Source organism: Elizabethkingia miricola (assembly GCF_001675285.1).
GTDB classification, from domain to species: domain Bacteria; phylum Bacteroidota; class Bacteroidia; order Flavobacteriales; family Weeksellaceae; genus Elizabethkingia; species Elizabethkingia miricola.
On the sequence record NZ_LSGQ01000027.1, the window covers coordinates 95,300 to 110,065 of the forward strand.

Below are 14,766 nucleotides of genomic sequence, written 5' to 3' on the forward strand. Positions count from 1 at the left end.
TTTTGGGCCAGTAACCCTGAAAAAAACAAACAAAAGAATAATACTGATTCTATTTTCTTTATCATACTAAAATAATGATCCTAAATTTTCGATTGTTCCAGAAATAAACCGGCAGTAAGGACAATACTGCCGGAAGATGTTAAAATAATATAGTTAAATGATTGTTTTATTCTGCAATACAACGAACACTAAATCCATATAAGTAAGCATAATTAGTAATAAATGCAGTATTACTTGAAAATCTAAACTGCCCTCCATAACCAGAACTGTTTGATGTTGAGGACCAGTAATTTCCTTGTCTACCAACATCTATAAACGTACCATAGGTAAACGGCCCTACCCCTGGAGGCACCTTATTTCCTGTAGCCCCATAACGCCCTGTATTAGCCGGTAAAAATAAAGTAACTCCATTCCCTGGTGAACTTACCTCGAGCCCGGAATCAAAATTGGGATAAAGTCTGTTCCAACTCCCAACTTGCGTTAGTGTATTATTACTTATAAAGCCTGTCCATTGTGCCTTTGTAGGAACACGGTAACCGGAAGGACAAGGATCATTTGCTGTTTTAGAGGCATCTAGCCATGCATTATCCGAAGGTAAAATAGTATTCCATGGACTTGCTGTACCAGTTCCAACGATCTGATCATTAGCCTGAGTAATCTCAGGAGTGCTTTTTCCCCATTCATATAAAGCCCCCATAATGCTAGCAGAAGGCGTAAACGGATCCTTACTTGTATCTGCTCCAAGATTGTGGCACATAAAATCTTTCCAAACTCCTGAAGCTACATATGCACCACATTTTTTAGCCAATGTTATGTTCAGGTTTCTTTTCCAGCCTGGTCTTATGGCAAAAGCATTAGGTACATTAATTGTATTTGTGACTCCTCCTATTTTAATATCTGCAGAGAACGATCCCGTAGTTAAACTGCCAGTATCTGCATTTACCAATACAGGCGTAGCTGTCTGAGTACTTCCCGGAAATGCTCCCGGAAATGCAACCTGTGCATTAGACAAAGTTGTGCGTCCGGACATATTTCCCGAAGATAAAGGGATAATTCCGTTTGTATAATGCGGTGTAATACTGGCATTAGCGATACTTTGTATTGGCCCTAATGATCCTGAGAGGATTTTCGTTGTAATCTGAGCTAATTTATGGTGTAATGTTATATTAAATGTATTGGTTCCGCCTGGATTAACGGGAGTAAATCCTTGCTGATAATACATAAAATCCCTGTTGGCATTATCATAATTAACCTGTGCCGTACTAATATTTGCTTTTTCTCCCACACTTATCGCAGGAAGTGAAGTAGCTCCGTAAGAATACACAACCATATTGTATGGTGTATTATTATCCAGCATTAAAGGCACTGGAGCAACACCTATAGTGTAATCCTGATGGGTATAATAAGCCCCATCACTTTGCTTATATGCAATAATACGGAATTTAATTCCGGAAGTTAACGGATCTCCCGGTATTGCTGCCACGGGATTAATACTTGCAGAAGTATTTAATGAAGTATCCGTACTTAACTTTACGACCAATACTGTACTCGGGTTAATTAAAACACTGCGTGACTGTTCCAAGCCATTCGTGGATATAATACTTCCAGTTCCTATAGAAGCCTGTGGCGCATTTGATTCAGTTTCAGAAAATTCCGTCCCCAATAAATTAATATTTACAGCTACAGGCCCGGAAGCTCCTAAATTATTATCTGAATCTGCAGTTCTGCAGGAACTCATCAATAAAAGAAATGATACCAGTCCCATTCCTGTTATGCTTTTTTTATTTGTTTTCATAAAGTTCTCAATATATTAAAACCCAACAGTAACATTTGTATCTGACTCTTGTCCCGTCCAATCTGTTTGCACATCGCTTACAAGTCCACCTGTTGTTGGCGGAGTCGTAGGGTCCGATCCTGTTGCAATCCCTTCTTCCATTTCTATATACTGGACTTCAACAACAGGTGGAATATATTCTTTCATTACACTTCTTGTAGTTTGTTTTTCATCTCTGTTTTTCATCATATTATAATAAATTTTATTTGTTGTGGATGCCTTTAGGGATGGTAATAAAGGCGGCTCGGTTTTCAGTAGTTTTAACCCTAATCCAAAAGGTTATTACCGAAGAAATAATGATTTTGTGTTTTCAGAAACAAAGAGAGTTAAAGAATTTCAGGGCGCAAAAAAAAACGCTACCACTTAGACACCATACAGCATTAAAACACTGAATTACATATAATTAAATAACAATTAGCACAACACCTATTTTGAGATAAGCACCACAAAAAATAAAAATACTTATGCATAATCACTGCGGAAATACAGAACAGAAATTTGAATAATAAAAAATATAGCCACCTTCAGGGTGGCTATAATATTCAAAATAAATGCATATTTATTGTCGTAATTTTTATCCTATTTTATTGATCCATGTATATATATCTTCGTCTGAAGGAATATTGAGTTTTTTCCGAAGTCTGTTTTTCCTATTCTGTATGGCAGATGGGGTTACAAAGGTATAAGTAGCTATTTCCTTTGTAGAAAAATTAAGTTTAAGATAGGCGCAAAAAGCAAATTCTGAATTGACAATATCCGGATATATCATCAGAATCTTTTGACAAAAGTCAGGATACACTTCTCTGAAACGTCCTAGAAATGCAGGATCATTATTTTTCGCCATAACAATGACCTCTTCGAAGGCATCGTTGACTCTACTTTCCAGTTTTCTTATATCTTCCTGGCCCTCGGCAATCTGCTTTTGCTTTTTCTTTTTTATTCTAATAATAAAATATCCTGTAGCAATCAGTATTATTATTATTCCCAAAGCTGACAAAAGAACAAGTCTCCTCTGTACAGTATCTGCTTTTTCAGATTCTATACTTTTAATTAGATCTACGGATTCCTGTATTGTTTTTTCTTTTGCAGAATTCAGACTGTCTTTTATATGATAGAATTTATTGAGATACTCTTCCTGTTTAACTTTATTTTTCTCTAATCCATATATATCTGATATTAGCTTATAAGCAGGAATCAATTCATCAGTTTTTTTCTTTTTTTTAGCATCCTTTAATGCCAGTATTGCAGACTCCAATGCTTCAGGATATCTTTCCTGTTTCATCAAAATCATCCCCATTGTCCTGCCCGACCTGTAAAGCGAAGTATTAACAGTTCCTCTTCTGGCAACTCCCTTATTTACGTAATAATATGCAGAATCCATATTATTTGTATTTTCTACATGATATTCGGCAATAGAAAAATATAGTGTCGATTTTTTCAGAGATTCCGGAGAAGGCGTAGAAAAATGCTCCAGTTGTGTATCCCAATACTTAGCTTTCATCATATAATAGTATACACTATCTTTATTAACCCCTTTGTAACAAGAATATAACTCTGTATACGCAGATCTTTTGTAAATGAAAAGCTTTTCTTGTTCTTTAAACTCATCAGCAACCTGTAATAACTGACGGGAAATTTTGAGTGCTTCTTTTCTTAGCCCCATATTACGATAATTACTCTCTATTAGCATTAAAACCGTATAATTAAGCTGGGGGCTTCTATTCAAAGTATCTTTAAATTTATACCGAATAAGGTTAGCATATTCTAGACTTTTCTTATAATCTCCAATATTGTCATACTCGTAAGCTAACATAGTATAACCCCTGACAATACCTTTTCTGTAATTAATACCAATAGATTTATTTAGTATTTCCCTGCTTAAGATTATATTCTCAATATATTTATTTTCTTTAGAAAGCTTAAGTCCTTTTTCCATTAGAACATCGACTTCTTTATGGGAGCTTTGAGAATATAAAGAACCTGTACATAAAATTCCCAAAATAAAAACAAAAAACAAAACGCAATTTTTTTTCATACACTCAATACAGTATTTTACAGCATATATTTTTATAAAAAACAACAGAATTTACAATTTCAATCTATATAATAATAAATATACCACAATATAATTAACACATATATAACATATATTTAATTATATCGATACAATAACAATATGTGGAAATTTAAAAGAAAATCAGCTCAAACCGTATAATTAATCTAAGCTGAAATTCAGATTAGATTTTTTTAAAACAAATCTCAGATATATTTGATTGTGAAATTTTAAAAAGCGTCCTTTCACAGAGCAAAATTACACTATTTTCAGAAAAATAATCTTAACAACAGCCATAATCCAGTATATTAAAACTAGATATTTGTCGACATATAAATAAACAATACAGATATGGTATCTGTGTGGTGTCTGTTTTTTTTGTATTCATCAATATTCTTATTCTATTTGCATCAGAAAGCAATTAAACATCTTTAAATAACAATGAATACAAATAATGTTTTTTAGTTCAGTTTACTTATTTCAAGCTAAGCTAAAACAGAAATAGGCTCAATGAGAAAATTATTATCAAATTAGAAAAAAACGACATCTCTAAAAATCCAGATGATTCCAGAGATTGATGAAAAAAAATCACTTATTACTTCAAGCACAACAATAAGACGATATAGTATTAAACTTTTCATTTGTTTGTGTTAAAGAGCCGCTGACAATTTCCGTGCAATTATGTATGTATTTTAATCATATAAGATCAGATACTATATCGTTACTCTACAATTCAGCGGTCTTTGCGGGCAGGTTCGCAAGTCCTGCCCGATTTCTTACAACTAAGGATTATAATTCAAATTAAAAAAGTTATGTTTAAAAAATTAAATTTCACTAAATCTATAATCAACAATCAATATCTGATTATAAGTTCGGGGGTAATTTTCATTATAACAGGTATCAGCTATTTTACAGTTTCAAACATACATGTTTGTTTATTTTTGACAGGCTTATCCTTTATGATTTCGAGTTTACTTAATATTATCTTTTTCTTCAAAAACCGATATACAATAGAAGGTTGGGGATTTTATCTGGTTTTCTTAATGATTGTTTTAAACGGAGGACTATATTTCTTACTTAACACAGAAGCTGGCATTACATTAGGAATAGGAATAATTTGCTTGTTTAATCTTTTTATCTTTTTAGGCTTTATGATAGACTTAAAGAAATATGCATTCTCGAACAGTAACCTCCTTATCACGGTCAATATTATTATCATCATTTTTTCAATTATTCTTCTAATAAAATCTCCTTCAACTCTTTCAACTGCAATTAATATAATCCTGGTGGGAAGCAATTTTATATTTCTAGATTTCGAACTAAAAAAGTTAAAAAAAAGATATGCTTACATAAAGCAGCTTACAAAAATTTAAAAACAACAAATTAAAACTATGAAAAAAAACATCTTAAAATTAACCCTTTTGGGTGGAGCAATGATTTGTTTTGGGCAGAGTATAACCGGAAAATATTCAGAATCTGCTATCATAGCTCCTGATAAAATCAGGAATATCATGCAGAATAATGTTGTCATCACCACAGACAAAAATTCATCTAAAAAAATATGGATTAACAACCTAATCGGCAATACAACATTCTATGCGATAAGAAATACAGTAAACGATGAGAAAGAAATCTATAATATTCCACCTCAGAATATTGGCAACTATATTGTAAACATAGGATGTATTGTTTTTGATAAAGAAGAGAAGCAGATTTCTATTGTACTTAATAACAAGAGTAATTGCGCTGGAATATCCCAATCTGATTATGGAAATGTTTCATTGGGAAAGAAAGAAATCAAAACTGGTAGTACTAAAATAGGTTCCAATGATAAAATTTCTACAAGAACCGGAAATATCCAAATAAATAAAAAGGGAATAAATATAAATACGAAGGAAGCTCTTTCCGGTGTGCAGTATGTTGGCACTAAAATATAAGAAGAACACAAATTGTGATGTTAAATTACAATGATAAAAAGACCGCTTTTTAGTGGTCTTTTATTCTATTTTTATCATTAAGAATCGCAAAATAGTTCATTACATGATTAAATGGACCACCACATCGTAGCACTTTATATATAAACAGATTAATCATCACAAATTTTATTTCTATTCAAACATCATTGAAATTTGATTATTGTTTGAACTTTTAATATAAATCTTACCCAAATCAATAGCTACCCTTCCCTTATCTTTCCTTAGAAATCTAAGCTCCTTAATCATACTATATCTCCTTTCTGCTAGCCTCAATTCAATTGTGACTGAATCTAATTTATAGATTACCAATTCTGGTTTCTGCTTTTTAATTTTAATATTTAGCGCTTTAAATTCTTTAATCATTTTATAAAAATCATTAGCATTTGCATTAATCACAATACCCGATAAATCGATAATCTTTTTATTTTGATCAAATACCTTTTTTAAAAAATCCTCTCTCTTAAAGTCAGAATAATTAATATTGAATAAATAATTTAAGAAAGCAGGATTGTATATGGCATACCAAGTTGCAATACTCCCCTTCAAATCGATATAGAAAAAGGTATACCATAATATTTCTTTACTTCCAAATGACCAGTTAGCTTCACTTTTATGAAATTTTAAATCTTTAAATTTCTGAATACTTTTTTGTACAGAATCCAGAGTGGTATTATAAGTATCCCATGAAAATCCGATTCCTACAGATCCAATTTTTTCTTTGAATCTATTCTCAGGTCCCATAATTTCTAAATATGTAGATCTGAACCTCATATAAATAGTCGTTGCAGAATTATCTACCGGAAGAAAATTCGGAAGTCCTTTGTCCTGGTTTGCCAAAGTATTTAACTCATTACTCTGTTTTAAGGCATTAAATGTAGTAGAATCAACAACCACATATATATGGTTTACTTTAAGATCTTTTAAATCAGAATTACCTCCTGATTTCTGGCCAGAAAGAGCCATACTTACAAAAAGGATTAAAAGTGAAAATATTTTATTCATCTGTCCAGGTGTTTAGTACCCTCAAAACTAATCAATTTTAATTAACGCAATAAAGTTTCATTAATTATTAAAAAGAAAACTCTGAGAAATCAATATTTTCTCTATATTGCAACTATATTGCATTAATGTACTTTTTGATTCTTCCTTTAGAATATAAACTATCGTTTCTAAAATATATTAATCAGCAAATAATTGCAGATACACCAATGAAAATTAAAATATTAAAAAGAATTAAGCATTTTTTTGAAAGAGAGCATTATCCGTTTTTCCGGCAACTGGATACAATGGACTGTGGCCCGACATGCCTCAAAATGATCACCAATTATTATGGAAAAGAATTATCTCTAAATCACTTACGAGAGTTGTGTGATGTCCGCAGCCAGGGGACTTCTGTGACCGGATTAAAATATGCCGCAGAAAAGCTTGGATTTAACACATTTCCTGCAGAAATAAGCCAGGACGTATTGCTAGAAAAAGCTCCAATGCCTTGTATACTCCATTGGGATCATAATCATTTTGTTGTTCTATGGCATCTTACCGAAACTCATGCCTATGTTGGAAATCCGGCACTTGGAAAAAACATGCGTTATGCTCTCAGCGATTTTATGGAGCATTGGAGATTACCCGGACAAGGTGATAAAGGAATCGCCTTTTTTTTAGAAACGACAGAAGTATTTGATCAGGTAGAAAATTCCCCAGAGCCACCAGTACGTCTGTTTTCTTTACTGAAGCGAATAGATAATCATTATAAAAATATTTCTTTTATTATATTAACGCTTTTGGCTGCTACTCTCTTAACATTAGCAATCCCATTACTGACCCAGGCTGTTGTAGATAAAGCTATTACCAGAAAAGATATCGGAATATTATCGTTGATCTGCATTGGTCAGATTCTACTATTCACAGGAAGAATTTTTACAGATTTTTTGCGCAGCAGATTACTTTTTAAGGTAGGGATGACTATTAGCATAAAACTGATATACGAATTTGTAGATAAGCTGATGCAGCTTAAACTTTCTTTCTTCGAATACAGAAACAGCGGAGACAATCTCCAAAGAATTTATGATAATCAACGAATAGAAGAGTTTCTTACAAAACACTGTGTCAGTGCAGGGCTTTCCATTATAATTCTTGTTGTTAACGGCGGACTGTTATGTTACTACAATTGGAAGCTTTTCTTATTGTTCTTATGTGCCAGTATTATTAGTGTATTATGGACTAATCTTTTTGAAGAAAAAAGAAGACGCCTGGATCAGCGTACATTCAGTTTGCTGGCCAACACACAGCGCCACCAGATAGAAACCTTTGAAGCGATGACAGAAATAAAACTGACAGGAGCGGAAATGGAAAAAAATCAGATTTGGAAAACCATGCAGGAGGAAGCCTATGCCGTCAGGATGGAAAGTCTAAAGTTAGACCAACGGATACAGGGGGTTGCTCTTTTTATTAATGAAACAGCCGGAGTATCAACAACATTTTTAACAGCTTCTTTGGTCATTAGCGGAAGTCTATCCCTTGGGGCAATGCTTGCCATTACATATATGTATGGAGCATTAAACGGTACAGTCAACCAGTTATCAGATTTTATACGTTCTATGCAGACCGCAAAATTCAGTTTGCAACGTATTTCAGAGGTCGAATATGAGCCAACAGAAGATGCTCATTCAAGCTTGACTATGTTTGAAGGGAATCCCGGTTCAATAGAATTGCATAATGTCCATTTCCGTTATGGCAAACTATCTCCTGAAGTATTGCAGAATATAAATCTGACCATTCCAGCAGGAAAGGTGACTGCTATTGTCGGAATGAGCGGGAGTGGAAAAACAACACTTCTGAAACTCCTGCTCAAGTTTTTCCCGGTCACACAGGGGACAATCACTTTCTGTGGACAAGATCTTGAAATGATTACTGCAAAAAGTTTACGCAGAAATTGTGGAGCTGTAATGCAAGACTCGTTCATTTTTACAGATACAATAGCTGGTAATATTTGGATCGGAAGTCCCGAAAAAGACCTAAATAGAGTAAAAAATGCTTGTGAAATGGTCAATATGAAGGACTATATAGAAAGCCTTCCCCTCTCTTATGAAACTCTAATCGGCACAGACGGAACCGGACTTAGTGAAGGACAGAAACAGCGTCTGCTTATAGCACGCCTTATCTATAGGCAACCTGACTATATTTTTCTGGATGAAGCCACCAACTCTCTGGATGCTAATAATGAAAAATTAATTGTTGAAAATCTGAATAGCTTCTTTATGGGCAGGACAGTTGTCATTGTGGCTCATAGGCTAAGCACCGTAGTCCACGCAGATAATATCATTGTTATGGATAAAGGAAGCATTGTTGAACAAGGAACCCATGAAGCTTTAACAAAGTCAAGAGGAGCCTATTTTAATTTAGTTAAAAATCAATTAGAACTAGGAAAATAATAAAAAATGAGCTTGAATATTTTACCTTATATTTTCACACGATTCGCTGCATTGCCCGTAACAAGACTGAATACACTCATTATTCCTGATACTCACCATCAGCTGAATACCTGGCAAAAGATTACTGACTTCCATAAAATATGTAATGAAAATTTATGCAGCCAATTATATACCCTTATTGAAAAAAGTTCTGATAACCTGGAACAGAAACGGCTGTTAAACTTAAAGCGCTCTGTTTACAACAACCGCCAAAATGCTTTGACAATGGTTCAAAAAATACAACCGGAAACATTTGAACTTTTTAAAGAATATTGGCAAGAGTGGCAAAATGCAAACGTTGTCTATAAAGAGTTTTTACAGCTATGGGAAGCAGAATTTCAGAATTACCAATCATCACACAGAAAGGAAATTAAAAAACTCATTGGAGAATATCCTTTCCGGAATGGTATTTTACTTTCCAGCAAAGATCTATATGACCAACTAGATGATTTCGCTGAGACACTCCCCTCTGTCAATAAAGATAGCGAACGTATTGAGTTCAGTGTTCTCCGTTATCTTACCCGAATGGTCTATAAAACTTCTCCTTTCAGTACATTCACTTATTTAGGCCTTACAAAAACAGTAGCCAGTAATAATACCCATTCAGTTTCAGCTGATCTTAATTGCAAAATCAGGCTAAACAATAAATTACTGAAAAGAGTCAAAAAATTGATGGAACAACATCCCGCCCTGCGGGGACTGTTATTTGTAAATACCAATAGCAGCATAACAGAAATTAATGGTCGTTTTACTTTCCTGATGAACAGTGCAAATATTGAAGTTTTTCAGGAAATACAAGCCAGTGGTATCAATCAGTATATCAAAGAACTGATTAGCAGTTCAGAAGAAAGCATAACATTATCTGCTTTGGCGGAATTTCTTTCATCACAAATTGATGCTGCACTTCCTGAATTACAAGATTACTTACTAAGACTTGTTGATGTCGGTTTTTTAGAACTGACTCTGGAATGTTCTGAAATCTATCCTGACTGGGATAGCCATCTTTTTACATTTCTTCATAAACATAAAGAAACAAACCCTCCTGCAAACCAACTCTATCAACTTATTCTCATTTTGCATGAAGCAAAAAAAGAATTTGGTACAGCTGAAATACCTCAACGTGAAATCCTTCTCCAAAAGACCTCCGAAATTTTTGATCATATTATTTCTGATCTCGAAAATCAGGCGGGTATTGTTAAACTACCCAAAAAGGAAATGCAAACTGTATTGGACGAAATTCTTCACCGATATAAAAATGGAGAGGGCTTTGAAAAACTTCCGTATCTGCCTGTTGATTATCGCCAGGAAGGCTTTATTTATGAAGATGTTTATACATCTGTATCTCATATAATTGACGAAAATTTGATTCAGGAATGTGGACAGTTACTGTCTGACCTTGCTAACCGATTATCGGCTTTTGATGTCAGAGGTCATGAAAAAAATAACGTTACCAATTTCTTCAGGTCCAGATATCAGCCAAATCAACAGATACCTCTTGTCACATTTTATCATGAATATTACCGTCAAAAAAATGAATTTGAAACCCAATATGATATAACTCAAAAAGAAACTGAGAATTCATGGTCTGATATTTTTTGGAAAGCCCTTCATTATGAACCTCAAAATCCGGATGAAATAAAAATTTGTCAAAAGAATCTTAATGTCCTTCCCTTATCAAAAAATAAGACCTTAGCAGGATCTGCGTTTTTACAGTTTTTTGATGATCCATCAGGAGGAAAAACAAAAGCTGTTGTCAATGGTTTGATGCAGGGAATGGGCAAGATGAGCGGGCGGTTTCTGCATCTATTCGATGATGAAGTATCAGAAATACACAGAGATTACAACAACCGGCTATTCCCAGATCAAATACTCATAGAACTTAATGATGATTCCAGTTTTAACGCCAATATTCATCCTCCATTGCTGGATCATGAAGTAAAAATGCCATCATCCAACACACAAATGAAAAAAACACAACAGATTCCATTAGATCAAATAGCTGTTGTATACGACTCAGATAAGGATTTATTATGTCTGATAGAGACGGTTTCAAAGAAAGAGATTTACGCATTTGATCTGTGTCTGGAAACCATAACAAACAGATCTAATCTTTATCAGCTTATGTCATTGTTCAATCCATGTGTCTATGCTAGTTATTATCCGTTAATCCAGGCTGTCGATAGAAATTTTTCTAAACAGTTTACCAATGAGGATATTCAGATTTTTCCAAGAATTGTTTTTGAAGACCAGCTTATCCTCCGGCGCAAAGGGTGGCTACTAAATTTAGCTGCTATTCCTGTACAGGGAAATGATGAAAGTGATAGTATTTATTTTCTGCGTTTTCATCAATGGCTTTTAGAAAACATATTGCCTTCTTCCCTCTTCCTTTATTTGCAATCATCTTACATCCCTGAAGACGATTCATCCGAGAAAAATACAGGATACAGGGACGATTACAAGCCTCAATTTATAGATTTCGAACAACCGCTCCTTTTTAATCTTTTCAAAAAGCTTCTGAACAGAGCCTCTTCTTATATTTATGTGGAAGAATCCCTGCCTACAGTCGACAATTCCCGCGAAAGAGTTTCTGAACATTTGATCCAATGGTATAATTTTTAAGCCGATGAAAAAAAACTGGGAAACTTACTATCTGTATTATGAAGATCATGCAGACCGGGTATTAAAAGAAATTGTACATCCTGTTATTGAAGATATACAATACAAATTGAAGAAAACGGTAAAGTTTTTTTTTATTCGCTATTTCGAAAATGGTTATCATATTCGTTTAAGAGTTCTTTTATTTCCCGAAGAATCTCCATTGTTTCGTTCTATACTTACTTATTATATATCAGATTCCGATATAAAAATTATTTTGAAAGAAGCCCAGTATATTCCGGAAACAGAAAGATATGGTAATTCAGACACTATTGTTTATGCAGAAAATCAATTTTATGCATCATCACGCTTTGTTCTTAATCAACTGACAGAAAGTGTTCCTATAAAAGTATCTGAAAGATATTCCATTGCATTGAATACCCATCTGGCATTTTTAAAAGGATTGGGATTGTCCTCTGAATACTGTCTGCAATTATGCGACAAATTTGTAGAAAGCTGGCTTCCGATACCTGCTTCATTTGATGCTAATGAACAGGAACAATACAAAAAGAGTCTTTTGGCTGCTTTTCAGCAGCAATTTGATCTTTATAAAGATTCCTTATATAGCAACGCAGTGAGCTTCTGGAATTTACCTGACACTTCGAGAGATTCCTTTACACTAGAGTTTATTAAAATCAACAGAGAAATAAATAAAAAATATACTGACTCCCATTTACCTGCTGAAGCTATAGATGAAGCATTGCTGAGTTTTATTCATATGACTAATAACCGCATTGGAATTATAAACTCTGAAGAATCTTACCTGCTTTTTTTAGTCAGACAAACCATCACCCTAATCAAGGATTATGACCACTAATAAAGAACTTAATGAACTGGAAACCGGATTGAATGAAATAAGTGAATTTCTTCTGTCTAAAATAAAACAGGACCAAAACGGATTTTATTGGGATACTATTAGTTATGATCATAATGCCGGAGAATTTTCTTTTGCATTCAACCCGTCACTTTGGAACGGAACCGGGGGAATTGCCTGGTTTTTCCTCGTATTGTATGAGAGTACAGGCAAAACCGATTATCTCGAAATAGCCGAAAAATCCTTTTCCAAAATATATCACTTTTCCATTAATCATAATATAGCCGGAGCCAGCCTGTATGATGGAATATGTGGCACTATCTACTTTGGTTTGGAACTATTCCGGGTTACAGGTAAAAACCTGTACCTGAAGCAAGCTTCAGAGCTTTATGATCGGTATCGGGAAAAAATACTGGCTGAACAGACGGAAGATATGCTGATTGGGATATCAGGAATATTAATTGTTCTTACACTGCTTTATCATTTTACCAAAAGTAATAGCCTATATCATGATATAACGGTATTGGTTACAAATCTTCTCAAAAAATCCTTGGCTGCTGAAGCAGGAATTAAATGGGGAAGCAATCAACTCTCTGTAGATTCTTTATGTGGTTTTTCACACGGAAATTCAGGTATTGGTTTCTCTTTGCTGCAACTTGGAAAGTATTTTAATAATCAGGAATTTATCTGGTTAGCCGAACAGGCATTCCTGTATGAAAGCCTGTATTATAATCCTGAGAAAAATAACTGGATGGATTTAAGATGGGAAAATTCAAAAAACGACCTTCCAAATCTATTCGACTGGACAAAAGAAACTTTTCTTCCTGAAGATTTCGACCTCAACGCATGGGCACATGGAGCCTGTGGTATTGGAACAGCAAGAGTTGCAGCATTCAAAATAACTGCTGATAGTGTCTATAAAAAAGACTGTATAAAAGCATTCGAAAGATGCAAAAGAGATATTGAGACAAGATCCAAGCGTAATCATATTCTGTTTAGTGGCTATGGTGGACTCGCTGATTTCCTCATCCAATACCACAACACATTTGGTGATAAAGAATCTATGGAACTTGCAACAGAGATTGTTAAGGAAAGTTTAGAAAAAAGCAGGCAAACCGGACATTCTGAATGGGGAGTTCAAAACAGTGAGGATTTGGGACTAATGACGGGTACAGCTGGTATTGCTTTTTCATTACTTATGATTACAAAAGGCAAAACTTTTAATTCCATTCTTCATCCGGAGCTCCCAGATTCTGATATTTCTGTTACAAATAACAATACTCTGAAAAACATTAAAATAAAAGAAACTTTTTTCAGGACCTATTATCCTAAGACTATTGAAATACTGGAAACTACCATTCAGCCCCGAGACGCAATATATGACTCTCAAAACTTAGATGATTTTAGTAATTCTTTATTAAATCTAATAGAATGTTTACCTCAGAAGGACATCATGTCTATTTCTGATATTTACTTATTGGAAACAGCCAAAATACAATTCCTGAAAAAGCATAAAGGTACTTTATGTTTTCAGACACGGCTAACAATGTTACAGAATGATTTAGACCAAATCTTAGAAAATAATGAGGTAGACTTTTCAGAAAGGCTATTTATCCGCAATCCTTTTATCCATATCCATGAATCACAGTTGAACTGGAAAGAAAGTAATAACAGGGAATCCGGTGCCGGAGTCTGTTACAATGTTTTTTACAGCACAGATAAGGAAACGTTTCACCTTATTATAGATCCATTTTCTGCAATAATCCTTAAGCTATTAGAAAAACCTTTAAGTATTGAAGAACTCGCAAATCAGTTTCAGTACTCCCATGAAGAAAAAGAGATGGTAGAAAGAAAGTTAACTGACCAGATTAAGGAACTGCTTAAATCATTTTTTATACGAATCCGATAAAATGGTTTGATGTCTATAAATGGATATTGATTAAACCAGTTCTATATTCTGGCGA

At 33.9% G+C, this 14,766-nt stretch carries 9 protein-coding genes; 5 read left to right on the top strand and 4 right to left on the bottom strand.

All coding sequences use genetic code 11. The annotated features are described in order from the left end of the window. Positions 1–166: 166 nt before the first annotated feature. The 3 genes from ATE49_RS12325 to ATE49_RS12335 all read right to left on the bottom strand — a co-directional run bounded on the left by ATE49_RS12325 (position 167) and on the right by ATE49_RS12335 (position 3,869). Entirely contained in the window at positions 167–1,795 is a 1,629-nt protein-coding gene (locus ATE49_RS12325; RefSeq protein ID WP_065082432.1) for an FISUMP domain-containing protein, read from the bottom strand. A gap of 15 nt (positions 1,796–1,810) precedes the next feature. Continuing rightward, positions 1,811–2,023, bottom strand: coding sequence for a hypothetical protein (locus ATE49_RS12330; RefSeq protein ID WP_065082433.1), 213 nt, complete (start codon positions 2,021–2,023; stop codon positions 1,811–1,813). 385 nt (positions 2,024–2,408) lie between these two features. Next, positions 2,409–3,869, bottom strand: coding sequence for a helix-turn-helix transcriptional regulator (locus ATE49_RS12335; protein WP_065082434.1), 1,461 nt, complete (start codon positions 3,867–3,869; stop codon positions 2,409–2,411). Between the two features lie 1,409 nt (positions 3,870–5,278). Between ATE49_RS12335 and ATE49_RS12345 the strand changes: the two genes are divergently transcribed. Next, positions 5,279–5,824 carry a hypothetical protein gene (locus tag ATE49_RS12345; RefSeq protein ID WP_065082436.1) on the top strand — a complete coding sequence of 182 codons (546 nt, stop codon included), beginning with the start codon at positions 5,279–5,281 and terminating at the stop codon, positions 5,822–5,824. 171 nt (positions 5,825–5,995) lie between these two features. Here ATE49_RS12345 and ATE49_RS12350 read toward each other — a convergent pair whose 3' ends face one another. Beyond that, positions 5,996–6,865 (bottom strand): DUF5829 family protein, encoded by an 870-nt coding sequence (locus ATE49_RS12350; RefSeq protein ID WP_065082437.1) that lies wholly within the window; start codon positions 6,863–6,865, stop codon positions 5,996–5,998. A gap of 206 nt (positions 6,866–7,071) precedes the next feature. Between ATE49_RS12350 and ATE49_RS12355 the strand changes: the two genes are divergently transcribed. The 4 genes from ATE49_RS12355 to ATE49_RS12370 are packed head-to-tail and all read left to right on the top strand — an operon-like array spanning position 7,072 to position 14,711. After that, entirely contained in the window at positions 7,072–9,294 is a 2,223-nt protein-coding gene (locus ATE49_RS12355) for a peptidase domain-containing ABC transporter (RefSeq protein WP_065082491.1), read from the top strand. Positions 9,295–9,300: 6 nt separating this feature from the next. Continuing rightward, positions 9,301–11,952, top strand: a complete 2,652-nt coding sequence (locus ATE49_RS12360) for a lantibiotic dehydratase (RefSeq protein WP_065082438.1) — start codon at positions 9,301–9,303, stop codon at positions 11,950–11,952. A gap of 4 nt (positions 11,953–11,956) precedes the next feature. Further along, complete coding sequence (locus tag ATE49_RS12365; protein ID WP_065082439.1) at positions 11,957–12,805, top strand: thiopeptide-type bacteriocin biosynthesis protein; 849 nt, start codon at positions 11,957–11,959, stop codon at positions 12,803–12,805. Next, positions 12,795–14,711: a lanthionine synthetase LanC family protein gene (locus tag ATE49_RS12370; protein WP_065082440.1), complete on the top strand. Its 1,917-nt coding sequence runs from the start codon at positions 12,795–12,797 to the stop codon at positions 14,709–14,711. Before ATE49_RS12365 ends, ATE49_RS12370 begins: the two co-directional genes overlap by 11 nt. The last annotated feature ends 55 nt before the right edge of the window (positions 14,712–14,766 follow it).

Excerpts from the sequence above, each read along its gene's own strand:
- ATE49_RS12325 (WP_065082432.1), bottom strand. The coding sequence starts at position 1,795 with ATGAAAACAAATAAAAAAAGCATAACAGGAATGGGACTGGTATCATTT.
- ATE49_RS12330 (WP_065082433.1), bottom strand. The coding sequence starts at position 2,023 with ATGATGAAAAACAGAGATGAAAAACAAACTACAAGAAGTGTAATGAAA.
- ATE49_RS12335 (WP_065082434.1), bottom strand. The coding sequence starts at position 3,869 with ATGAAAAAAAATTGCGTTTTGTTTTTTGTTTTTATTTTGGGAATTTTA.
- ATE49_RS12345 (WP_065082436.1), top strand. The coding sequence starts at position 5,279 with ATGAAAAAAAACATCTTAAAATTAACCCTTTTGGGTGGAGCAATGATT.
- ATE49_RS12350 (WP_065082437.1), bottom strand. The coding sequence starts at position 6,865 with ATGAATAAAATATTTTCACTTTTAATCCTTTTTGTAAGTATGGCTCTT.
- ATE49_RS12355 (WP_065082491.1), top strand. The coding sequence starts at position 7,072 with ATGAAAATTAAAATATTAAAAAGAATTAAGCATTTTTTTGAAAGAGAG.
- ATE49_RS12360 (WP_065082438.1), top strand. The coding sequence starts at position 9,301 with ATGAGCTTGAATATTTTACCTTATATTTTCACACGATTCGCTGCATTG.
- ATE49_RS12365 (WP_065082439.1), top strand. The coding sequence starts at position 11,957 with ATGAAAAAAAACTGGGAAACTTACTATCTGTATTATGAAGATCATGCA.
- ATE49_RS12370 (WP_065082440.1), top strand. The coding sequence starts at position 12,795 with ATGACCACTAATAAAGAACTTAATGAACTGGAAACCGGATTGAATGAA.